At 68.7% G+C, this 22,051-nt stretch carries 22 protein-coding genes; 13 read left to right on the top strand and 9 right to left on the bottom strand.

The genetic code is table 11. From position 1 onward, the window contains the following. Positions 1-47 precede the first annotated feature (47 nt). A complete protein-coding gene (locus AC1Q87_RS04635; protein ID WP_492607800.1) occupies positions 48-2,351 on the bottom strand; it encodes a TonB-dependent receptor plug domain-containing protein in 2,304 nt (767 codons plus the stop codon). Between the two features lie 347 nt (positions 2,352-2,698). Here AC1Q87_RS04635 and AC1Q87_RS04630 point away from each other — a divergent pair, with 347 nt between their 5' ends. The 6 genes from AC1Q87_RS04630 (at position 2,699) to AC1Q87_RS04605 (ending at position 8,644) form a co-directional block, all read left to right on the top strand. Beyond that, positions 2,699-3,328 carry a DUF4129 domain-containing protein gene (locus AC1Q87_RS04630; RefSeq protein WP_492607799.1) on the top strand — a complete coding sequence of 210 codons (630 nt, stop codon included), beginning with the start codon at positions 2,699-2,701 and terminating at the stop codon, positions 3,326-3,328. Further along, positions 3,325-4,542, top strand: coding sequence for a DUF4350 domain-containing protein (locus tag AC1Q87_RS04625; RefSeq protein WP_492607798.1), 1,218 nt, complete (start codon positions 3,325-3,327; stop codon positions 4,540-4,542). Before AC1Q87_RS04630 ends, AC1Q87_RS04625 begins: the two co-directional genes overlap by 4 nt. Further along, a complete protein-coding gene (locus AC1Q87_RS04620) occupies positions 4,529-5,485 on the top strand; it encodes an AAA family ATPase (RefSeq protein WP_492607797.1) in 957 nt (318 codons plus the stop codon). Before AC1Q87_RS04625 ends, AC1Q87_RS04620 begins: the two co-directional genes overlap by 14 nt. 68 nt (positions 5,486-5,553) lie before the next feature. After that, positions 5,554-6,792 (top strand): DUF58 domain-containing protein, encoded by a 1,239-nt coding sequence (locus AC1Q87_RS04615; protein ID WP_492607796.1) that lies wholly within the window; start codon positions 5,554-5,556, stop codon positions 6,790-6,792. Further along, the gene (locus AC1Q87_RS04610) at positions 6,789-7,784 is read left to right on the top strand and encodes a stage II sporulation protein M (RefSeq protein WP_492607795.1); all 996 of its coding nucleotides are present in this window, start codon (positions 6,789-6,791) and stop codon (positions 7,782-7,784) included. Before AC1Q87_RS04615 ends, AC1Q87_RS04610 begins: the two co-directional genes overlap by 4 nt. Then, positions 7,781-8,644, top strand: coding sequence for an RDD family protein (locus tag AC1Q87_RS04605; RefSeq protein ID WP_492607794.1), 864 nt, complete (start codon positions 7,781-7,783; stop codon positions 8,642-8,644). Before AC1Q87_RS04610 ends, AC1Q87_RS04605 begins: the two co-directional genes overlap by 4 nt. Positions 8,645-8,648: 4 nt before the next feature. Here AC1Q87_RS04605 and AC1Q87_RS04600 read toward each other — a convergent pair whose 3' ends face one another. The 5 genes from AC1Q87_RS04600 to AC1Q87_RS04580 form a co-directional block, all read right to left on the bottom strand. Beyond that, positions 8,649-9,440 (bottom strand): DUF7847 domain-containing protein, encoded by a 792-nt coding sequence (locus AC1Q87_RS04600; RefSeq protein ID WP_492607793.1) that lies wholly within the window; start codon positions 9,438-9,440, stop codon positions 8,649-8,651. A gap of 142 nt (positions 9,441-9,582) precedes the next feature. After that, positions 9,583-10,167 carry a 50S ribosomal protein L9 gene (gene rplI / locus AC1Q87_RS04595; RefSeq protein ID WP_492607792.1) on the bottom strand — a complete coding sequence of 195 codons (585 nt, stop codon included), beginning with the start codon at positions 10,165-10,167 and terminating at the stop codon, positions 9,583-9,585. A gap of 13 nt (positions 10,168-10,180) precedes the next feature. Then, the gene (gene rpsR / locus AC1Q87_RS04590) at positions 10,181-10,453 is read right to left on the bottom strand and encodes a 30S ribosomal protein S18 (RefSeq protein ID WP_293402063.1); all 273 of its coding nucleotides are present in this window, start codon (positions 10,451-10,453) and stop codon (positions 10,181-10,183) included. A gap of 17 nt (positions 10,454-10,470) precedes the next feature. Beyond that, entirely contained in the window at positions 10,471-10,833 is a 363-nt protein-coding gene (gene rpsF / locus AC1Q87_RS04585) for a 30S ribosomal protein S6 (RefSeq protein ID WP_056019515.1), read from the bottom strand. 195 nt (positions 10,834-11,028) lie between these two features. After that, positions 11,029-11,574 (bottom strand): peroxiredoxin, encoded by a 546-nt coding sequence (locus tag AC1Q87_RS04580; RefSeq protein WP_492607791.1) that lies wholly within the window; start codon positions 11,572-11,574, stop codon positions 11,029-11,031. Positions 11,575-11,775: 201 nt separating this feature from the next. Here AC1Q87_RS04580 and cpaB point away from each other — a divergent pair, with 201 nt between their 5' ends. From cpaB to AC1Q87_RS04545, 7 genes are read left to right on the top strand one after another with little or no spacing between them, the layout of a single operon-like run. Further along, positions 11,776-12,645, top strand: a complete 870-nt coding sequence (cpaB, locus tag AC1Q87_RS04575; RefSeq protein ID WP_492607790.1) for a Flp pilus assembly protein CpaB — start codon at positions 11,776-11,778, stop codon at positions 12,643-12,645. A 23-nt stretch (positions 12,646-12,668) separates the two neighbouring features. Beyond that, positions 12,669-13,982 carry a type II and III secretion system protein family protein gene (locus tag AC1Q87_RS04570; RefSeq protein ID WP_492607789.1) on the top strand — a complete coding sequence of 438 codons (1,314 nt, stop codon included), beginning with the start codon at positions 12,669-12,671 and terminating at the stop codon, positions 13,980-13,982. 23 nt (positions 13,983-14,005) lie between these two features. Next, positions 14,006-15,193 (top strand): CpaE/TadZ family protein, encoded by a 1,188-nt coding sequence (locus AC1Q87_RS04565; protein ID WP_492607788.1) that lies wholly within the window; start codon positions 14,006-14,008, stop codon positions 15,191-15,193. After that, positions 15,193-16,560: a TadA family conjugal transfer-associated ATPase gene (locus AC1Q87_RS04560; protein ID WP_492607787.1), complete on the top strand. Its 1,368-nt coding sequence runs from the start codon at positions 15,193-15,195 to the stop codon at positions 16,558-16,560. Before AC1Q87_RS04565 ends, AC1Q87_RS04560 begins: the two co-directional genes overlap by 1 nt. Then, positions 16,560-17,522, top strand: coding sequence for a type II secretion system F family protein (locus tag AC1Q87_RS04555; RefSeq protein ID WP_492607786.1), 963 nt, complete (start codon positions 16,560-16,562; stop codon positions 17,520-17,522). The genes AC1Q87_RS04560 and AC1Q87_RS04555 overlap by 1 nt, the downstream gene beginning before the upstream one ends. A gap of 2 nt (positions 17,523-17,524) precedes the next feature. Further along, positions 17,525-18,481 (top strand): type II secretion system F family protein, encoded by a 957-nt coding sequence (locus tag AC1Q87_RS04550; protein ID WP_492607785.1) that lies wholly within the window; start codon positions 17,525-17,527, stop codon positions 18,479-18,481. Positions 18,482-18,540: 59 nt separating this feature from the next. Beyond that, a complete protein-coding gene (locus tag AC1Q87_RS04545) occupies positions 18,541-19,512 on the top strand; it encodes a phosphoribosylaminoimidazolesuccinocarboxamide synthase (protein WP_492607784.1) in 972 nt (323 codons plus the stop codon). A 3-nt stretch (positions 19,513-19,515) separates the two neighbouring features. On the opposite strand, the gene AC1Q87_RS04540 is transcribed toward AC1Q87_RS04545, so the two are convergent. The 3 genes from AC1Q87_RS04540 to AC1Q87_RS04530 are packed head-to-tail and all read right to left on the bottom strand — an operon-like array spanning position 19,516 to position 22,045. Further along, complete coding sequence (locus AC1Q87_RS04540) at positions 19,516-20,652, bottom strand: DUF3667 domain-containing protein (RefSeq protein ID WP_492607783.1); 1,137 nt, start codon at positions 20,650-20,652, stop codon at positions 19,516-19,518. Between the two features lie 54 nt (positions 20,653-20,706). Continuing rightward, positions 20,707-21,309: a 2-hydroxychromene-2-carboxylate isomerase gene (locus AC1Q87_RS04535; RefSeq protein ID WP_492607782.1), complete on the bottom strand. Its 603-nt coding sequence runs from the start codon at positions 21,307-21,309 to the stop codon at positions 20,707-20,709. A 10-nt stretch (positions 21,310-21,319) separates the two neighbouring features. Further along, a complete protein-coding gene (locus AC1Q87_RS04530; RefSeq protein WP_492607781.1) occupies positions 21,320-22,045 on the bottom strand; it encodes an SDR family NAD(P)-dependent oxidoreductase in 726 nt (241 codons plus the stop codon). Positions 22,046-22,051: the final 6 nt, after the last annotated feature.

Genomic DNA, 22,051 nt, shown 5'->3' with positions numbered 1-22,051 from the left:
GGGGCGGACCCCCCCCCCCCCGCGTCAGTTTCGGACGTAAGCCTAGCTTACCACTTGTAGGCCAGGCGGCCGTAGACGAAGCGGCCGTTGAACCCGAACGGCGAGAACGACGAGAACGGCGCGGCCGAGGTCGTGTTCTGGTTCGGCGTGATCTGACGCGGATAGACGTCGAACACGTTGTCCGCGCCGACCGAGGCGGTCAGGCCGATCGGGAAGGTGTAGCGCGCTTCCAGGTCGACCAGACCGCGCGAGCCGGTGTGGTTGTCGCCGCTGCCGTCCAGCGCCGCGCCGGGCGACAGGACGTCGCCGTAGATCGTGGTGCGCACGGTGGCGCCCCAGGCCTCACGGTTCCAGTCGCCCTGCAGCGCCAGCTTGTGCTTGGGCGTGCCGTCTTCGAAGCGCAGCGTCGCCTGGCGGGCGAACAGCGAGGTCGGGGTCGGCAGCACCGAGGTCTTGGTCACCGGGGTCTTGGTGACATCGACGTCGTTGTAGTTGGCGGCCGCCGTCAGGTCGAAGGTCCCGGCCTGTTCGTCGACGATGCGATAGCGCGCCACCACGTCCACCCCGACGGTTTCGGTGTCGACGCCGTTGATGAAGAAGCGGGCGGCGGTCGCGCCGAGCGGCGAGAGCAGGTCATAGATGACGCGGGCGTTGGTGCCCGGCGCGGCGGTCGGGCTGCCGGTCAGCGTCTCCGAGAGAACGATGCGGTCCTTCACGTCGATCTTGTAGCCGTCGACGGTCAGTTCGAACGCCCCGCGGCGGAAGACGAAGCCCAAAGCGTAGTTGTCGGAGCTTTCGGCCTTCAGCGGCTCGGCGCCCAGAGCCCGGGCGACCGGGCTGGTGGCCGGGTAGGTGCCGGTCTCGTAGGGGACGTTGTCGATGTAGAGGATCGACGTCGAGGTGAAGTACTGCTGCTGGAGCGCGGGAGCGCGGAAGCCCGTCGAGACGGCGCCGCGGATGGCGAACTCCGGCGTGAACTCGTAGCGGGCCGCGAGCTTGCCGGTCGTGGTGTCGCCGAAGTCGGAATAGTCCTCGTAGCGGACGGCCGCCGACAGGGTCAGCTGCTCGGTGACCTTGCCTTCCAGATCGACATAGACCCCGACGTTGTCGCGATCGACGTCCACTTCGTTCGACGGGGTGAAGCCGGTGAAGCCGCGCGAACCGAAGGTTACGCCGGTGACCGAGCCGCGGGCGTAGGAGGCGACTTCGCCCTGGTTGACCTTGTAGGTCTCCTTGCGGGCCTCGAGACCGAAGGCGACGTTCAGCGGGCCGGCGAGGCCGACGTCGAATTCGCGGCTGAAGTCAGCGCCGAAGACCAGCTGGTCATAGGTCAGGCCGCCGGCCTGGAACGAGGTCGGCGAGGTCGGGCCGTAAGACGGGTTGATGGTGTTCTGGATGCCGAAGTCGATGTCGTTCTTGCCGTAGACGATGTTGAAGTCGGCGTTGAAGCCGCCGATCTGGCCGCGGACGCCGAGGCCGGCGCTGTTATCCTCGGTGTCGGTCGTCAGATAGGGCAGGTAGCCGTTCGGATAGACCGACAGGATGTTCTGCTGGGTGTCGGTCGGCAGCCGGTAGGTCGCGGCGCTGGAGGCGTCGCGGTGCTGATAGCCGTACCAACCGTAGAGGTCCCAGACGTCGTTCAGCGACTTGCCGGCGTTGGCGTAGAACGAGATGTCATCGACATCGGCGTCGCCGAACCGCGAGGTGATGCGGTTGGGGGTGACACGCTTGTCGATGTCGCTGCGGTTGGTGTTCTCGCGCGAGCGGTATTCGGCCGAGAGCGTCAGGAAGCCGTCGCCGAGGAAGCTCAGGCCTTGCCAGCCGGACACCGTGGTGGTGGCGCCGTCGCTGATGTCGTCGCTGCGGCCGTAGTAGCCGTCGAACTTCGTCAGGTACGAGCCGTAGGTCACCGACAGGCCGCCGCCGCTGGCGGCTTCGCGCAGGCGCATGTTGATCACGCCGGCGATGGCGTCCGAGCCGTACTGGGCCGAGGCGCCGTCACGCAGCACTTCGATACGGTCGATGGCGGTGGACGGGATGGCGTTGAGGTCTACGGCGGCCGAGCCGCGGCCGACCGAGCCGTTGGTGTTGACGAGCGCGGTGGCGTGGCGGCGCGTGCCGTTGACCAGCACCAGAGTCTGGTCCGGGCCCTGGCCGCGCAGCGTCGCCGGGCGGATGGCGTCGGTGCCGTCGGTGTTGGACGGGCGCGGGAAGGTGATGGACGGGACCGCGGTCGCGAGCGCGGTCGCCAACTCGGTCGTGCCGCGCTGCTGCAGCGCATCGGCGCTGATCACATCCACGGGAGCGAGGGTCTCAAGCCGCGAGCGGCCTTCGGTTCGGGTGCCGGTCACAACCAGCTCTTCGACTTCGCCGGCGCCCGTTTGGGCGTATGCGACACCAGAAAACAGACTCGCGGCGGAGGTCGCCGCAAGCAGCAGTACGCGATACTTCATTGATATCCCCAGTTTATTTTTCCCGCCGTTTGGGCGGTCGGATTATGGCCCTAGCGAAATGGTAGGAATTGCGGGGGACTTCCGAAAGGACATAATTGCAACGCTTTCCGGAAAACTCTGGGTAGCAACAGGCGCTCGGCGCCTGGCGGGCCGCTTGATCCACGCCCAAGCTTGGAGTCGACGGCGTCCGATCCTGGCCCTACACATCAAGGATCGGTTGTTCCGGGGTGGCGATGCAACGAGGCGTGGATGCAAGCGCCCCTGTCGGCAAGGCGGGCGATCCGCTTGCGGCGGCGCATGCGGAACTGTCGCGCGATCGCGGCTTCCAGTTCGATCGCGCCGACTTCCAGCCGCCCAAGGTCCCAGAGTGGTTCAAATGGATCGCCGAGGCGTTCCAGGCGATCGCGCCGTTGCTGAAGTGGGTGTTCTGGATCGGCGTGGCGATCATCGCCGCCCTGGTGCTCTACGCGCTGGTGCGCGAGGTGCTGCGTCTGAGGATGCCGAGCGCCAAACCCAAGACCCAGGCGGCCGAGGCGGTTCCCGAATGGCGGCCGGACGCGGCGGCGGCCCGCGACCTGCTGGCGGCGGCCGACGCGCTGGCGGCCGAAGGACGTTATTCCGAAGCGGCGCACCTGATCCTGCTGCGCAGCGTCGCCGACATTGAGAGCCGCCGCCCCCGGTCCGTCCGGCCGGCCCTGACCACGCGCGAGATCGCCGGACTTTCGGCGCTGCCGCCGTCCGCGCGGCCGGCCTTCGCCCAGATCGGCCGGGTGGTCGAGCGCAGCCTGTTCGGCGGCGCGCCCGTGGAGGCGGCCGACTACGCCGCGTGCCGACGCGACTACGAGGCCTTCGCGCTGCCGGCGGGGTGGGCATGACCGGCGATCGCAGCCGGGCGTTCTCGCCCATGGTGATGCTGGTGCTCGTGCTGGTCGGCTGCGTGTCGCTGGCCGGGCTTGGCCTGTTGGCGGCCTACGAGCCGGAGCTGCGCTCGGGCGACAACGGGCAGGGACATGCGTTGTCGCGCTCGGCGGTCGGATTTGCAGCGGTCGCGCGGCTGCTGGAGGCGTCGGGAACTCCGGTCGTGATGCGGCGAGGGGCGCTGTCGGCGACGGCTGCGGAAGGGCTGCTGGTGCTGACCCCCAGCGCTGGGACGAGCGGCAGCCGGGTCAGCGACATCGAACACCTTGGCCCGACCTTGGTGGTGCTGCCCAAGTGGGTGACGATTCCGCATCCGGTCCGCAGGGCGTGGGTGCGGGTGGCCGCGCCGATTGGCGTCGACATGTCGCTGAAGGTGCTGCCGGCGGGTTGGCGCAGCGGGCTGACAGTGCAGCAACGGCCAGGAACCGCAGCCGTGCGTTTGAGCCGGCCGGACGGTCGAGCGGTCGGCGTGCAGCCGGCGATCGAGAACCTTAGGACGTTGTCCGGCCCCGGCTGGATTCCGGTCGTGGTGGATGAGGCCGGGCGCGGTGTGCTGGTGATGAACCAGAAGACCGGCGTCTACGTGCTCGCCGACCCCGATTTCCTGGACACCGCGGGCATGAAGAAGCTGGAGGGCGCGCGCGCGGCCATCGCCATGCTCTCGGTGATCCGCGCCGAGGGCACGCCGGTCGTGTTCGATCTGACGCTGCATGGCTTCGAGCGCTCGCTCAATCCGCTGCGCCTGATGCTGGAGCCGCCGCTGCTGGGGGCGACGCTCTGCCTGCTGGCGGCGCTGGTCCTGGTCGGCGTCCAGGCGGCCGTACGGTTCGGGCCGGCGCGAGGCCAGGCCCGCGCCGTGGCCCTGGGCAAGCGCGCCTTGGCGGACAACACCGCCGGCCTGATCCGGATGGCGCGCCGCGAGCATCGCATGGCCGCCCCCTATGGCGAGCTGGTGCGCGCCGAGGCGGCCCGCGCCGTCGGGGCGCCGCGAGGGCTGGAGGGCGACGAGCTCGACGGCGTGCTCGATCGGCTCGGGGCGGCGGGCGGCTCGACCTACCGGATTTCGACCCTGATCGAACGCGCCCGCGCGGCGCGCACCAAGGGAGACCTGATGGAGGTCGCCCGGGACCTATTTCGTTGGAGACAGGAGATGACGCGTGAACGTCGCTGAGGTGAGGGCGCTGGCCGACGGTATTCGCGGCGAGATCGCCAAGGCCGTCATCGGCCAGGATGCGGCGGTCGATCTGCTGCTGACCGCATTGTTCGCGGGCGGCCACGTGCTTCTGGAAGGTCCGCCCGGCACGGCCAAGACGTTGCTGGCGCAGACCTTCGCCGCCAGCCTGGGTCTCGACTACGGCCGCATCCAGTTCACGCCGGACCTGATGCCGGGCGACATCATCGGCGCCAACCTGTTCAACTTCCAGACCAGCACCTTCACCCTGACGCGCGGGCCGGTGTTCTGCGAGTTGCTGCTGGCGGACGAGATCAACCGGACCCCGCCGAAGACGCAAGCGGCGCTACTCGAGGCGATGCAGGAGCGGCGGATCACGATCGATGGCCAGTCGCACGAGTTGAGCCCGCGGTTCACGGTCGTTGCGACCCAGAACCCGATCGAGCAGCAGGGCACCTATCCGCTGCCGGAGGCCCAGCTCGACCGCTTCCTGTTCAAGCATGTGCTGGACTATCCCGAGCGCCATGACGAATTGGCGATCGTGCTGGGGCACGGCTCGCGGGCGGGGCTGCCGAGCCCCGACGAACTGGGCGTGCAGAGGGTGCTCGATCGCGCCGGCGTCGACGCCGCAGTCGATGCGGTGGCCCAGGTGCGGCTGACGGACGAGGTGGCGGCCTATATCGTCGACCTGATCCGGGCGACCCGCGAATCCGCCGACATCGAGACCGGCGCTTCGCCTCGGGCCGGCGCCATGCTGGCGCTGGCGTCGCGGGCGCGCGCGGCGCTGGACGGACGCGACTACGTCATTCCCGACGACGTGAAGACCTTGGCTCAGCCGGCGCTGCGCCACCGGGTGATCCTGTCGCCGGCCGCCGAGATCGAAGGGCGACGGGTGGATCAGGTGCTAGCCGCGCTGATCGATCAGGTGGCGGCCCCGCGGTGATCTATCCCACGCGACGCGCTGCGCTGGCCGTCGCGGCCGGAGCGCCCCTCGCGCTGATCGCGGGGAGCGTGGCCGAGCCACTGTGGGTCGTGGGCGCGGTTTGGGCGGCGGGCCTGCTGTTGCTAATGGCGCTCGACGCGATGCTGGGCGCGGCGCGCGACCGCCTGACGCTGGATCCAGTCCCGGGGTTGAGCCCGGCGGTGGCGCGGCCGGACGCGGCGCGGTTCGTCGCGCGGTTCGACGGCGCCGCCCCGCGAACCGTCGAGGCGGCGCTGGCGGCGGGCGAGCGGCTGGGCCTGGAAGCCCGTACCGCGCTCGCCGAAATCCGCGACGGCGTTGCGGAGATCGTCGTGGCCTTCACCCCGCAGCGGCGCGGACTGGTGAAGCTGGAGTCTCTGTGGCTTCGCTGGCGTGGGCCTTTGGGCCTGGTCTGGAAGCAGAAGACCTTCGAACTCGACCACAACCTGGCGGTCACGACCGACCTGCAGTGGGTGCGCGACGAGGCCGTGCGGCTGTTCGCGCGCAACGCGCTGTTCGGGGCCAAGGCGCAGATCGAGATCGGCGAGGGATCGGAGTTCCACGCCCTGCGCGACTTCCAGCCGGGCATGGACCGCCGCGCTGTTGATTGGAAGCAGTCGGCCCGGCACGCTGCGCTGCTGGCCAAGGAGTTCCGGACCGAACGCAACCACAATGTCGTCATGGCGATGGATTGCGGCCGGGCGATGAGCGAGCCGGTGGACGGCGCGCCGCGGATCGATCGGGCAATCAACGGGGCGCTGCTGCTGGCCCATGCCTGCCTGCGATCGGGCGACCGGGCGGGGCTGTTCGCCTTCGATTCAGCGCCGCGGCTATCGACCGGCGCCGTCGGCGGACCGAATGCGTTCATGGTCCTGCAGCAGATGGCCGGACGCATCGACTACTCCACCGAGGAGACCAACTATGCGCTGGGCCTCTCGGTGCTGGCGGGGGAACTGCAGCGGCGCTCGCTGGTCGTGGTGTTCACCGACTTCACCGACCAAACGGCCGCGCAGCTGATGATCGAGTCGGTCGGGCGGCTGGTCGGCCGACACCTGATCATGTTCGTGGTGCTGAGAGACGAGGAACTCGAAGGCATGGTCGCCGCCGAACCGAAGGCGCCGGAGGACGTGTCCCGCGCCGTCTTCGCCGCCAGCCTGCTGCGCGAGCGCGATCTGGTGATCTCGCGACTGCGGCGGCTGGGCGTGCATATCGTCGAGACGCCGGCCGACCGGATCGGGCCCGAGGTGATCAACGCCTACCTGGATCTCAAGCGGAGGGACCTGCTGTGAGCGCCGCCCTCAAGAGCCAGCGGTTCCGCGAGGAGCGGGAAGCCGACTGGAACCGGCTCGAGCGGCTGATGGACCGCGTCGAGAAGCGGTCGGCGGCGAGCCTGACCGACGATGAGCTGCTGGCGATCCCGGTGCTCTACCGCTCGACGCTCTCGGCACTCAGCGTGGCGCGCGAGACCTCGCTTGACCGCGGCCTGATCGACTATCTCGAAGTGCTTTCGGCGCGCGCCTACTTCTTCGTCTACGGCTCGCGCTCGACCCTGCTGGAGCGGCTGGGCGGGTTCTTCCGAAAGGACTGGCCGGCGGCCGTGCGCGGCGTGTGGCGCGAAACCCTTGTCGCTGCGCTGCTGACGGCGCTGGGCGCGGTCGCCGCCGCCCTGCTGATCGCGCACGACGCCCAGTGGTATCACGTGTTCGTCCCCGAAGGCCTGGCCGGCGGCCGGGACCCGGCCGCGTCCACCGAGGCCCTGCGCGAGATGCTCTATGACGGCGGAGGCTCAGGCGACGGCCTGTCGGTGTTCGCCACCTTCCTGTTCACCCACAACGCCCAGGTGGCGCTGCTGGCCTTCGCGCTCGGCTTCGCGTTCTGCGTCCCGAGCCTGACGCTGCTGATCTACAACGGCGCGACGCTGGGGGCCTTCCTGTCGCTCTATTTCAGCCGCGGGCTGGGCTTCGAGCTGGGCGGCTGGCTGTTGATCCACGGCGTCACCGAGCTGTTCGCCGTGATGCTGGCCGGCGCGGCCGGGATCCGGGTCGGTTGGAGCCTGGCGTTCCCCGGCGCGCTGTCGCGCCTGGACGCGCTGGCCGCAGCGGGGCGAACCGCCGGCGCGGTGATGGCCGGCGTCGTGGTCATGCTGTTCTTCGCCGGCCTGCTGGAGGGCTTCGGCCGGCAGCTGATCAATCACGACCTGATCCGCTACTCGGTGGCGCTCGGGACGGCGCTGCTGTGGGGCGCGTACTTCTATGGTCCGCGTCGGGAGAGCGTCTCGTGAGCGATGCGCCCGACAAGGTCACGCGAGCCTTCGTGACGCCGGAAGGCGTCGATCTGCGGCTGCAGATCGGCGACGGCGGGCAACGGGCGGCGGCCTTCTTCATCGATGTCCTGATCATCCTGGCCGCGCTGATCGGCCTGACCATCCTGGCCATCGCGACCGGCGTCACCAGCGGCGGGCAGGCCGGCATGGAAATCGCCGCCATCATCTGGCTGCTGATCGCTTTTCTGTTGCGCAATTTCTACTTCACCGCATTCGAGCTGAGCGCCGCGGCGGCGACGCCGGGCAAGCGATTACTGGGCCTGCGCGTCGCCGCGCGCGACGGCGGGCGGTTGCGGGCCGAGGCGGTGCTGGTCCGCAACGCCATGCGCGAGCTGGAAGTGTTCATGCCGCTGTCGGTGATCATGGTCCGCGCCCAGGAGGGCGGCGGGCAGGCATGGATGTACTTGCTGGGCGTTGTGTGGGTCGGGATTTTCGCCCTGTTTCCGCTGTTCAATCGCGACCGGTTACGGATCGGCGACCTGGTGGGCGGGACCTGGGTCGTGCGCACGCCGCGTCAGCGCCTGGCGCGCGACATGGCGGTCGAGGGTTCGGAACGGCTTGCGCGCTACCCGTTCACGCCGGCGCAGCTCGATGCCTACGGCGAGAAGGAACTGCATGTGCTGGAGGAGGTGATCCGCCGTCGGGACCGGCGCACCGTACGCGCGGTGGCGGAACGGATCACGACCAAGATCGGCTGGACCGCATCGCCCGATCAGGACGACTACGACTTCCTCAGCGCCTACTACGCCGCGCTGCGGGGACGGCTGGAGGGCCGGATGCTGATGGGACGGCGGCGGCGCGACAAGCACGCCGCCTGACAGATCAGTCGAACACGGCCGCCAGCTGAGCGGCGCCGACGCCTTCCTTGATCATCCGCAGCTCGTAGTAGATCGAGGAGATCCCCGCGGACGTGACGACGCCGGAGATCGCCCCGACCAGGGCGTTGCTGATGGTGGAGGAAATCGACATCGCACTGAGGTCGCCGCCGCCGATCATGCTCAAGGCGACCAGCACCCCGCCGATCACGGCCGAGATCACGAAATAGGCGACGAAGTAGACCACCAGCAGCCCGAAGATCGGCCACCGGTGGCCCCGGGTCAGGTCGCGGCTTCGGCCCAGCGCGCCGAACACGCCGGGACGCTCCATGACGTAGGCCGGCGTCGCTATGATCCAGATGACGCCCAGAATGATCGCCGGCACGACGAGCAGCAGGAACGCGATGCCGTACGCGAACATCATCACGATACAGAGGCCGATCAGCGGCAACAGGACGCCGTAGGTCTTGCCGAGTTCGCGAAAGGCCGACGGCTTGTCGCCGTTCAGCGTTCCCACCGCGACCCGGATCGTGGACGCCTGGAGAAGAACCGAACCGATCATCAGGGTGACCACGCCGATCGCCAGCAGCGCCGAGGCGAGGCCGATGTCGGCGCCTTCTCCGGTTCCGTCCATGCCAGTCATGAGGATCTGACCCCAGCCCATCAGCGCGGCGGGCAGGCCAGCCAGCAGCAGGGCGAGGATCGACAGCTCACGCAGGTTGGCGCTGACGACACGGAAAGTGTTCGAGACCACCCGTCCAAAGTCGAAATTTGCGCTGGTCGCTTGCGCTGCGGTCATGCTGAGCCCCCGTCGATCGTGGCCGAGCAGAACATCATGGCGCGTGCCGGGTTGGAACTACAATCTTGAGTGCAGTTCAAAAGAAAACGGCGCGGATCCGAAGATCCGCGCCGCTCCTGAAGTCTTGGGACTGCGTCCGGCGTTAATGGTCGCCGTAGTCGCCGTCCTGTTGGCCAGCGCCGCCTTCCAGCATGTCCTGGGCGGCTTGCTCATCGGCCGCGCGATCTTCCTCGAACTGCGAGGCGATCACGTTTTCACCGCGGGCTTGGCGCTCGGCCTCGTCCTGGCTGCGGGCGATGTTGATGTTGACGCTGACGGTCACTTCCGCGTGCAGGCGAACCTTCACGGGGTGGACGCCGAGGGTCTTGATCGGCTTGTCGAGAACGACCATCGAGCGGTCGATCTTGCCGCCTTCGGCGTTGACCATGTCGGCCACGTCGCGACCGGTGACCGAACCATAGAGCTGACCGGTTTCGCCAGCCTGACGGATCAGGATGTACGAGGTGCCGTCCAGGGCTTCGCCAGACTTGCCGGCGGCGTCCTTGGCCTTTTGGTTGCGGACTTCGATCTCGGCGCGCTGGGCGTCGAAGATCTTCAGGTTCGCGGCGGTCGCGCGCAGGGCCTTCTGACGGGGCAGAAGGTAGTTGCGGGCGTAACCGTCTTTGACGGTGACCACGTCGCCCAGGCCGCCACGGCCTTCGACGCGTTCGAGCAGAACAACTTTCATGTGTCGGTCCCCCTTACTTCACGACGTAGGGCAGGAGGGCGAGGAAGCGAGCGCGCTTGATGGCGCGAGCCAGTTCGCGTTGCTTCTTGGCCGACACCGCGGTGATGCGCGAAGGCACGATCTTGCCGCGCTCGGAGACGTAGCGCTGCAGCAGCTTCACGTCCTTGTAGTCGATCTTCGGCGCGTTGGCGCCCGAGAACGGGCACACCTTGCGGCGGCGGAAGAACGGACGGCGAGCGCCGCCAGCGGCGGGGGCAGCCGGAGCCGCGGAGGTTTCGTCAGTCATGGTGATCCCTCCCTTTCTTAGCTTTGGAATTCTTCACGGCGCGGTTCGCGTTCGCGATCGCGGCGAGCCAGAACCGGGGAGAGCTCGAGATCGAGTTCCTCGACGCGGACGGTCAGGGTGCGCAGAACGTCTTCGTTCAGGCCCAGCTGACGCTCCATCTCCTTCACCGCCGCCGGAGGGGCGTCGATGGCGAGCAGGGAGTAGTGCCCCTTGCGGTTCTTCTTGATGCGGTAGGTCAGGTTGCGCAGACCCCAGTACTCGATCTTCGCGACGGACCCGCCGCCTTCTTCGATCAGAGTCTTGATTTGGTCGTTGAGGGCTTCAGCCTGTTGCGGCGAGATATCCTGCCGCGAAATAACAACGTGCTCGTAGAGCGCCATGTTTTCCTTTTCCCATTTGGAAGGCGGCGCGCCCGACACCGGGTAAGTGTCGGAAACGATGGCTCTTGTGGCGCGGCGATCGGGAGTTTCCCGATCCTTTCGCGTTCCGGCCCAAGACCGCCTTCCGTGAAGAGGCGGGCTAGTACGGGAAAAGCGGTTGCAGGGCAAGGCTTTTCCCGTGCGTCGCGCGCGGGTCTACTTCGGATGCTTGGCCCGCCATTCCTTCACTGCGGTGAGGGTCTCGGTGACGTGGTCGTTGGCCTTCATGTCCGAGTAGGCGTGGATTACTTGGCCGGAGGGGGAGATCACGTACGACGTGCGGTTCGACCAGCCGGGCTTTACGGCCAGGGCCGCGTCGTAGGTGCCGGCGATCTTGGCGCCCGGGTCGGCGGCGACCGGGAACTTGCCCGAGCACTTTTCGGTGTCGGCCGAGAACGAGGCCAGCTTGTCGAGGTTGCCGCCGGTGACGCCGATCACCGTCGCGCCCTGGGCCTTGAACTGGTCGATCGATTCCGCGAACAGCCGCGCCTCGAGGTTGCAGCCTGCCGTCTCGGCGGCCGGGAAGAAATACAGCACCACCGGGCCGCTCTTGCGGGCCTGGGCCATCGAGAAGGTTATCGGCTTGCCGGCCTGATAGCCCTGGGCGGTGAAGTCCGGGGCTTTGGAGCCCTCCTTGAGCGCCGCGAAGGCGGGGGTGGCGGCGAGCGCCGCGATGGCGGCGGCGAGGGCGAGACGGCGCATGTGGGATCCTCCGGAATCCCTTGCACTATAGGCGCCCGGTGCTGGCTTGTCTGCGCGCGGAAATAAGGCCTGGACGTCATCGAGCGTCGGTCGATTCAAGCTTGGCCTTAGTTGATGCGGCGTTGACCTTCTTTGTTACGGTTATCGCAACAGCGGACGCCCTTAACTCATTGATGTTGCGTAGCATCCAGGGGTGGGGCGATGCGTGTTGGGACTATGGTGAGCTTGGGCGCCTCGGCTGCGCTTGGGCTGGGGGCGTTGTTCGTGGCCAAGGTGGCCCTGCCGGCGCATGGCAATGTCGCCGCCGCCGCTGCGCCTGCCCCCGTCGTCAGCGGCGTTCCGGTCGTGGTCGCGGCCAAGGATATCAAGTACGGCGAGCGCCTGGACGCCAGCCATCTCAAGCTCGTGCAGATCCCGCGTGACGCCGCGCCGGCGGGGGCCTTCGCCACCGTCGATCAGGTGCTGGCCCAGGACCACGGGGGCGCGCCGGTAGCGCTGTCGCCGATCCTGGCGCGCGAGCCGCTTCTGCCGACCAAGCTTAGCGGCCCGGGCGCGCGTCCCTCCGTCGCCGCCGAGATCGGGGCCGGCATGCGCGCCTACACAATCGGGGTTTCCGATGTTTCCGGCGTCGGCGGCCACGCGCTGCCGGGCGACCGCGTCGATGTGGTGCTGATGCGCAATCTGTCGGACGACGACAGCCAAAAGATGCTGCAGGCCGAGGTCGTGATCCAGAACGTGCGGGTGCTGGGCGTCGACCTGAACGCCGATCCGACCTCGAACAAGCCCGAGGCGCCAAGCACCGCGACCCTGGAGGTCAGCGTCCGCGACGCCCAGAAGCTGGCGGTCGCCGCCGACCTCGGCTCCCTCTCGCTGGCGCTGCGCGCGCTGGGTCAGGCCGAGGTCGAACCGGCCGCGCCGGTCGGCGCGCGGGAAGTCGTCGGCGGTGCCCCGCGCGCGACCCCGGCCGCCGCCGCGCGCCCCTGGCGGGCGCCGCAATCCGGCGCGGCCCCAAGCCGCTCTCTGATCACCGTTGTCGAGGGGGAGGGCGGGGCCAAGCACCCCGGCGAGTGACCCCCATGAAGAGCGTCAATCCGATGTCGCGTACGATCCTGGCTGTCCTGGCCTGTACCCTCGGCTTCGGCCAGGCGCCGGCCCAGGCCGAAACCTTCGTGAGCGAAGCCGTGCGCAGCCGCACGATCAACGTTCCGAAGAACAAGTCGCTGTCATTTCGGCTGGACGGTCCAGCCTCGAAGATCGTGGTCGCCCAACCCGACACTGCGCAGATCGTGGCCACCACGGACCGCAGCTTCTATGTGCGCGGCAAGGCGTTGGGCGCCACGAACCTGCTGATTTACGGCCAGGGCGGCGCGCTGCAGGAGGTCGTCGACGTGCGCGTCGGCTACGACGCCGAGGCGCTGCAGGCCGATCTGGCGGCCGCGATCCCCGGCGAGGTCATCAAGGTTCGGAACCTGGGCGAGGGGCTGCTGCTGACCGGCGAGGTCTCGACGACCGCCGTCGCCGCCAAGGCCAAGACCCTGGCCGACAAGTTCGCGCCGGAAAACGTCACCAGCGCCCTGACCGTCCGCGCCTCGCAGCAGGTGATCCTGGAGGTCCGGGTGCTGGAGGCCGGGCGCTCGGACCTGAAGGACGTCGGGTTCAACCTCACGGCCACCGACGGGATCAACTTCGCGCTGGCCAGCGGTTCGGGCCTGATCGGCCCGAGCACGCCCCAGGGCGCGCTGCAGGTCCGTGGCTCGATCGGCTCGGTCGACATCGACCTGATGCTGCAGGCCTTGGAGGAAAAGGGCGTGGTCCGCACGCTGGCCCGTCCGAACCTGGTCGCGCTGTCGGGCCAGAAGGCCAGCTTCCTGGCCGGGGGCGAATTCCCGTTCCCGGTGCCGAACGGCCGAGACACGGTGACGATCGAATTCCGCCAGTTCGGGGTGAAGCTCGACTTCGAGCCGGTCGTCCAGGACAACGGGCTGATCCGGCTGCTGGTGGCGCCGGAGGTCAGCGCCCTGGATAACAGCGCCAACCTGCGCCTGAACGGCATGGAAGTACCCTCGCTCACCGTGCGGCGCGCGGCCACGACGGTGGAGCTGAAGTCGGGCGAGAGCTTCGCGGTCGCGGGCCTGTTCCAGCAGGACTACAGCAACGCCGTCCGCCAACTGCCGGGCATCGGGCAGGTGCCGGTGATCGGCGCGCTGTTCCGCTCGGCGCGCTGGAAGCGCCACGAATCCGAGCTGGTCATCATCATCACGCCGCGCCTGGCCACCGCCGACGATCTGACCGGCGAGACCCGGATCATGGCCGGCCGCGAGAGTAATCCCATCGACCTGATCCTGTTGGGCATGTCGCTGGACAAGCCGCTGTCGGCGCCGGTCGGCACCGGCCCGGCCGGACAGTAACGCGTGAGTTCGAGGTCGCAGTCATGACCCACTGGAGCCTTCTGGGCCGACGTGTCCTGGCGGTGGGGCCGAGCCTCGCCCCGCTGGCCCGCGGCCCGCTGTTCGGCGCGGCGTTGGAGATGGCCGGGCTCGAGCGGCTGGCCGAGGCCCGCAGCACGTCGGTCGATCTTGCGTTGGTCGATGTCGACAGCCTGGAGCCGCAGGCCCTGACCGCCACGCTGGAGGCGCTGGCCGCCTCAGGCCAGGCCCCGCCGGTGCTGCTGGTCGGCGCGAGATTGCCGGCCGGCCTCGTGCGGGTGGCGATGCGGCTGCCGCAGTCGGACGTGCTGGAGCCGCCGTACAGCGACGACCAGGTGCGCGAGGCGGTGTTCGGGCTCCTGGACGCGGCCGGGGCGCAGGCGCCGGCGAGCGCGGACAGCGCCTCGCGCTGCTGGTCGGTCGTGGGCGCGGTCGGCGGGGCCGGGGCGACCACCCTGGCGATCGAGTTCGCCGCGCTGCTGGCGGCGCGCGCCAATCGTGACCACGCCGTGTGCCTGATCGACCTGCATCTCGCCGACGGGGCCGCGGCCGCGTATCTCGGCGCGACGGCGGCCATGGGGCTGGCCGAGTTCGGACCCGCGGCCGAGCGGATGGACGCGGCGCTGCTCGCGGCGTTCACGACCCCGATCGCCAAGGGCCTGGACCTGCTGGCCTGTCCGCGTGATCCGCTGGCCTTCGAGCAGATCTCCAAGGAAGCCGTGTTGCGGATCTTGGAGATCGCCTGCGAGGCCTATGAGTTCGTGATCATCGACATGCCGCGGCATCGGCGGCCCTGGACGCTGGAAGTGCTGGCCGGGTCCGACGAGGTGTTCGTGGTGTCGGAGCTGACGGTGCCGGCGCTGCTGGCGGCCCGCGCCCTGGCCGGCGAGATCGAGGCCGGCCTGCCGGTCGGGGTCCGTACCCGGGTCGTGCTCAACCGCCTGGCCAGTCGAATGTTCGGCCCCGCGCCCTCGGTCGCCGAGGCCGAGCGGGCGCTCGAGCGCAAGGCCGAAGCCGGCATCAGCTCGGATTGGGAGGCGGCCGCCGCCTCGGTCAACCTGGGCGGTCCGATCTCCCAGCACCGGCCGAAGTCGAAGATCGTGCGCGACGTCTCGGCCGTCGTCGACCGGCTGCTGGGCGTGCAGACACCGGCGGCCCGGCGCAGCGGCTGGCGTTCGCGGAGGGCCGCCTGATGGGACGTTTCACGCTTGCGCCTAGGCCCGCACAGCCCGCCCCCGAGGTTCGACCGGTGGAGCCGGGTCCGCCGCCGCCGGCCCCCGCGCCGACCGATCACCTTCTGGACATAAAGCTGAAGCTGCATGCGCGGCTGATCGAGGAGCTCGACCTCTCGAAGCTGGAGAGCCTGGCCGAAGGCGAGCTGCGGCGGCAGGTCATGGTGCTGGTGGCCGACTTCGCGCGCGCCGAGCGCCTGGTGCTGAACACGAGCGAGCTGGAGGAGCTGGGCGCCTCGGTCCACGACGAGATGGTGGGCCTTGGTCCGATCGAGCCGCTGCTCAAGGACGACAGCATCAACGACATCCTGATCAACGGCCCGTTCCAGGTCTATGTCGAGCGACGAGGGGAGCTGGAGCCGACCCCGGTCCGATTCCGCGACAACGACCACCTGCTGCGGATCGTCAATCGGATCGTGGCGGGGGTCGGACGGCGGATCGACGAGAGCCAGCCGATGGTCGACGCGCGCCTGCCAGACGGCAGCCGGGTCAACGCGGCCATCGCCCCGATCGCCATCGACGGCGCCTGCGTCTCGATCCGGAAGTTCTCGAAGAAGCCCTATACGCTGGAGAAGCTGGTCGAGGTCGGCGCGATGCCGGCCTGCGTCGCCGAGTTCCTGCACGGGGCGATCAAGGCGCGGGTCTCGACAGTGATCTCGGGCGGCACCGGCTCGGGCAAGACGACGCTGCTCAACGCGCTGTCCTCGGCGATCAGCCACAAGGAGCGTTTGATCACCATCGAGGACGCGGCCGAACTGCAGTTGCAGCAACCGCACGTCGTGCGCATGGAGACCCGGCCCCCGAACATCGAGGGCAAGGGCGAAATCCGCCAGCGCGAGCTGGTCAAGAACGCCCTGCGGATGCGCCCCGACCGGGTGATCCTGGGCGAGGTCCGGGGCGAGGAAGCCTTCGACATGCTTCAGGCCATGAACACCGGCCACGAAGGCTCGATGGCCACGATTCACGCCAACACCCCGCGCGATGCGATCACCCGTCTGGAGCAGATGGTGGCGATGTCGGGGATGAAGCTGTCGCCGGAGGCCGTCCGCGGCCAGATCGCCTCGGCGGTCGGGATGATCATCCAGATCATGCGGATGTCCGACGGCAAGCGGAAGATGATGAGCGTCAGCGAGATCGTCGGCATGGAGGGCCAGGTGGTCCAGATGCAGGAGATCTTCGCCTTCCACCGCAGCCACACGACCGCTGACGGCGTGGTGCACGGCGAGTTCCGCGCCTCGGGCCTGCGGCCGCGCTGCCTGGACGAGATGATGCGCCGGGGCATCGCCTACGACACCGCCTATTTCGATCCGAACCGGGTGCTTGGCTGATGTCGTTCGACGCGACCTCGGTCTACCTGGTCCTGGTGTTCGCGGCGGTGTTCGCAGCCGTGCAGGCCGCCGTCGGGCTGCTGCGCACCGCCAAGGTCAAGCAACAGGTCAACCGCCGACTGCTGGTCGCCGAGCGGACGGGCGGCTCCATCGCCGAACTGGTGGTCGAACTACGCAAGCAGCGGGGGCTGAACGCCGCCGGGGACGCGCGCGGCGGCTGGGCCTGGCTCAGCGAGCTGATCGTCCGCTCCGGCGTGCCCTATGACGGGCGGCGCTGGTTGGCGATCGTGGCGGGGCTGGCGCTGGCCGGCGCGGTTCTCGCCTTCGCGGTGACACGGCAACTGCTGGCGGTCCCGCTGGGCGCTGTGCTGTTCGGCGTCGTCGGTCCCATCGGCTTCCTGAAAATGAAGGCCGGTCGCCGGGCGGTGGCGCTGGGTCAGCAGTTGCCGCAGGCGTTGGAGATCATCGTCCGCAGCCTGGAGGCCGGCCACCCAGTGCCGACGGCCGTGGCCCTGGTCGGGCGCGAGATGCCGGATCCGATCGGCTCGGAGTTCGGCATGGCCGCCGACGAGATCGCCTATGGCGCGACGCTGGAACAGGCGGTCAACCGCATGTCGGTGCGATGCCAGCATCCGGACGTGGATCTGTTCGCCGCGACCGTCCGGTTGCAGGAAAAGGCCGGCGGAAACCTGACGGGACTGCTGAAGCTCAACGCCGCCACCGTTCGCGACCGGCTGCGCATGCGCCTGAAGATCAAGGCGGCGACCGCGGAGGGCCGCGCCTCGGCGCTGATCCTGACCGCCGCGCCGTTCCTGGCGGCCGGCGCGATCATCCTGCTGTCGCCGGACTTCTACGGCGACGTCATGCACGTGCCGATGGTGCGGATCGGGCTGGTCGTCATCGGCGTCTGGATGCTCATCGGCAATCTCGTCATGCGCAAGATGATCGACATGCGGATCTGACCATGGACCTCGCGCAGATCCAGAACCTGATGACCCTGGCGGCGTTCGCGCTGCTGGCTGTCGCGGCGCTCGGCGGGGCCGCGGTGATGGCCGGCGAGATGCGGCTTCGGGCGCAGCGCCGCGTTCGTTTCCAATCGCCAGGCGCGGCGACGTCCGCGGCGGGCGCCCACTCGCTGGGGCAGGCCCCGTTGGTCGGACGGCTGGCCGACGGCGTGCGGCGGCTCGGCCAGCAGGCGGCGATCCGCGATCCTTCGCAGATATCCGAGCTGCGCATGAGGCTGACCCGCGCCGGCTTTTTCAGCCGCGATGCGGCGATCTACTATCTCGGCGCACGGGCGGCGGCGCTCGCGGCGGCGACCCTGGCCGTGGTCACCGTGCTGCCGTTCGCGCTGAAGGGCGGCGGCGTCGCTGCGGTGGCGGTCGCCTGCCTGTTCGCCGGCGCAGCCCTGCTGGGCCCCGACCAGGTGCTGAAGGCGCGCCAAAAGAACCGCGAGCTGGAATACGCCGACGGCTTTCCCGATCTGCTGGACCTGCTGGTGGCCTCGGTCGAGGCCGGGCTCAGTCTGGATGCGGCGGTGTCGCGCGTCGCCGACGAGCTGGTGCGCCGCTATCCGCGCCTGACCATCCATCTGCGGATGCTGACCCTGGAGCTGCGAGCGGGCAAGGCGCGCAAGGACGCCTGGTCCTCCTTCGCCGACCGGCTCGGCATCGACGACGCCCGCGCCCTGGCCACCATGCTGCGGCAGGCCGAGGAGATGGGCACCAGTCTGGGTGAGACCTTGTCGGTGTTCTCGCTCGACATGCGCGCCAAGCGCATGCTGCGGGCCGAGGAGAAGGCGCTGGCGCTGCCGGTCAAGCTGACCGTGCCGCTGATCCTTTTCATCTTTCCGTGCCTGATCGGGGTGCTCATGCTGCCGGCGATCGCGCGGATCATCCAGACGATGGGCGGGGGCCAGTAGCGTTCCGGGCGCGCGATAGGCTAGAGAGCTGCTTCAAGTTTCCGGCGCGGATACCCCCCATGGACAAGACGGCCCTGGCTCGCAACGCTCACCGCGTTCTGCGCGACGCGATCATTCCCGAGCTGCCCAAGCCCTACTACGGCAAGGTGCGCGACAATTACGATCTGCCGGACGGCCGGCGGATCATCATCGCCAGCGACCGGATCAGCGCCTTCGACCGGATCCTGGCGACGATCCCGTTCAAGGGCCAGGTGCTGACCCAGACCGCGCGGTTCTGGTTCGAGAAGACCGCGGACATCTGCCCAAATCACGTGCTGGCCTATCCCGATCCGAACGTGGTCGTGGGCCGTCGGCTGGACATCCTGCCGGTCGAGATCGTCGTGCGCGACTACCTGGCGGGCACGACCGGCACCTCGATCCTGACGCTCTACAAGAAGGGCGAGCGCGAGATGTACGGCCACCGCCTGCCGGACGGCATGGCCGACAATCAGAAGCTGCCGCATCCGATCATCACCCCGACCTCGAAGGCGTTCGACGGCGGCCACGACGAGCCGCTGACCCCGGCGCAGATCGTCGAGCAGGGCCTGCTGACCGCCGAGCAGTGGGAGACGCTGTCGAATTACGCCCTGGCCCTTTTCGCCCGCGGGCAAGAGATCGCCGCCGAGCGCGGGCTGATCCTGGTCGACACCAAGTACGAGTTCGGCGTCGACGCCGACGGCCAGATCATTCTGGCCGACGAGATCCACACGCCGGATTCGAGCCGCTACTGGTTCGCCGAGAGCTATCCGCAGCGCTTCGCCGCCGGACAGCGGCCCGACAGCTTCGACAAGGACTTCGTCCGCGCCTGGGTGGCCGAGCGTTGCGACCCCTACAAGGATGAGATTCCGGAGATCCCGGCGCAGATGCTGGTGGATACGGCGGCCGTCTACATCCAGGCCTTCGAGACCATCACCGGCCAGACGTTCGTGATCGACGAGACCGACGAACCGGTTCTGGAACGGGTCCGTCGCAATCTCTCGCAGTTCTTCTAGCCGCTAGCCGGCGACCCCGAGCATCACGACGGCCGCCAGGAACAGCGCCAGGGCAAGGCTGCAGAACAGCAGCAGCATGCCGGTGCGCCAGAGCGCGGAGAAGGTCGACAGGCCATAGGCGCCCTTCACCTGGGCGAACATGTGCACAGGAGCGATCGCCGTGGCCGCGAGCGCGGCGATGACGGCGATCGCGCCGCCGAAGCGCATGAGCCCCGCCGTCAGCATGATCAGCATCGCCATGAAGGTCAGCGAATAGAGCACGAAGACCCCGTGGTCGTAGAGCGTAAAGCCGCGCTTCCAGAGGAACAGCAGGGCGACGAACGGGATCGATATGGGGATCAGCAGGAACGAGAATTTGTAGAAGGTCTGCTGCAGCTTGTAGAGCGTGAGCTCCGGGTTCTGCAGCTTTTTCAGAAGCTTCTTGTCCAGCGCCTTGTCGCCGGTGTTGACCTTGAGGTCGCCGTTGGCGACGGCGTCCCGCAGGTTGTCGGCCACGTTGGCGCCCATCACCGCGACGTTGGGGGCAGTGGGAGACTCCGCCATCGCCGCGTCGGCGGCCTTTTCGGCCTCGCGCGCGGCCGCCAATCGCGCTGTCAGTTCCGCACGCTTGGCGACCGAGGCCGGATCATCGCCCTTCGGCGCGTTCTCCAGCGCCACCTCGGCCTGCACGACCTCGTTGGTGGCCATCATGTAGGTCGTGCCGGTCGAGGCCGGGCCGCTGGCGGCGTCGCGCACGGCGGTCTCGGCCGCCTGGATCTGCGTGTTCACCGGCATGAAGCTCAGGATCATGAACATCACGAAGACGGTGAACAGGTACATGGCCAGCGGCGAGACATAGCGCGTCCGCTTGCCGAGCACCCATTCGCGGGTCAGCCGCCCGGGGTTGGCGACCAGCAACGGCAGGGTGCGCCAGATGCGGCTGTCGAAGTGCATGACCCCGTGCAGGATCTCTTCGCCCAGGTGCAGCAGCGTGCGGTGCGTATGGGCCGGCTGGCCGCAGTTGGCGCAGAAACGGCCGGTGACCTCGGCCCCGCAGTCGTCGCAGTGATGGCTGTGCTCGCCGGCCTTGCCCGTCGGCCTCTCGACCGCCGCGGCCATCATGGCGCCCGTGACGGCGCCGCCCGTCGAATCCACATCCATGGCCGGCTCCTGCTCCCCTGAAGGGGAGTGGTAGACCGGTTTGAGCCGACGGCGCTAGGCCGCCAGTTCTTCCTCGATCTGTCCAAGCCGCTCCTTGCCGAAGAACATCTCGTCGCCGACGAAGAAGCTGGGGATTCCGAAGGCGCCCCGGGCGGCCGCGCGCTCGGTATTGGCCAGGAGTTCGGCCTTCACCTCCGGGTCCTGCGTCGCTTCCAGGATCGCCTTGGCGTCGAGGCCCGCCTCGGTCAGCGTTGAGGCGACCACCTGCGGGTCGTCCATCTTCAGGCCGCGTTCCCACATCCCCGCCATGACGGCGTCGAGATAGACCTGTTCGACGCCCTGCCGGCGCGCCGCGACAAGGCCGCGCATGATCAGCAGCGTGTTGACCGGAAAGTGCGGATTGAACTGGTAGCGATCGAGCTTGTGCTTGGCGACGAAGCGCTTGGTCTCAAGCGCCTCGTAGGCCAGCTTGCCCTGGATCCCGCCGAAGGCGGTCATCGGCGCCTGGTTGCCGGTGATCTTGAAGAGGCCGCCCAGCAGGCAAGGCGTCAGCACGACCTGAGCGCCGGTCCGCGCGGCGATGTCCTGCAGCACCGTATAGGCCAGGTAGGCGTTGGGGCTGCCGAAGTCGAAGATGAACTCGACGGTCTTGCTCATGGGGCGTTCCTCACCAGGTCTCGGTCCAGGGGCGCAGATCCAGTTCGTGCGTCCAGGCCGAGCGTTGTTGTTTGTGCAGCCAGACATAGTTGCTGGCGATCTCGTCGGGCTTGAGGATGCTGTCGCCCTCCAGCCGCGCTTCCAGATCCGGGATGTTGGCGCGCGAGAAGACCCCGTCGATCGAGCCGTCGACGACCACGTGCGCGACGTGAATGCCCTGCGGGCCGAGTTCGCGGGCGGCCGACTGCGCCAGGGCTCGCAGACCGTGCTTGGCGGCGGCGAAGGCCGAGAAGCCCTGACGTCCGCGCAGCGAAGCCGACGCGCCGGTGAACAGGATCGTCCCGCGGCCGCGCGGGATCATCACACGGGCCGCCTCGCGTCCGGTCAGGAAGCCGGCGAAGCAGGCCATTTCCCAGACCTTGTGGAACACGCGGCTGGTTGTGTCGGTCAGACTGAAGCGGACGTTCGCGCCGATGTTGAACACGACCACTTCCAGCGGTCCGACCTCGGCCTCGATCTTGTCGACGAGGGCGACCATCTCTTCTTCGGAACGGGCGTCGACGCCGTAGGCGCGGGCCTTGCCGCCGCCGTCGCGGATCGACTGAGCCAGTTCCTCGAGCTGCTCGAGGTTGCGGGCCCGGCGGGTGATGCAGACCTCCATCCCCTCGGCCGCGAAGGCGCGTGCTATCGCTCCGCCGACGCCGTCGCCGGCGCCGACCACCAGACAGGCCGCCATGGCTCG

The organism is Phenylobacterium sp. GW823-FHT02A09, from assembly GCF_058797775.1.
This window is presented reverse-complemented; position numbering and strand designations above follow the sequence as displayed.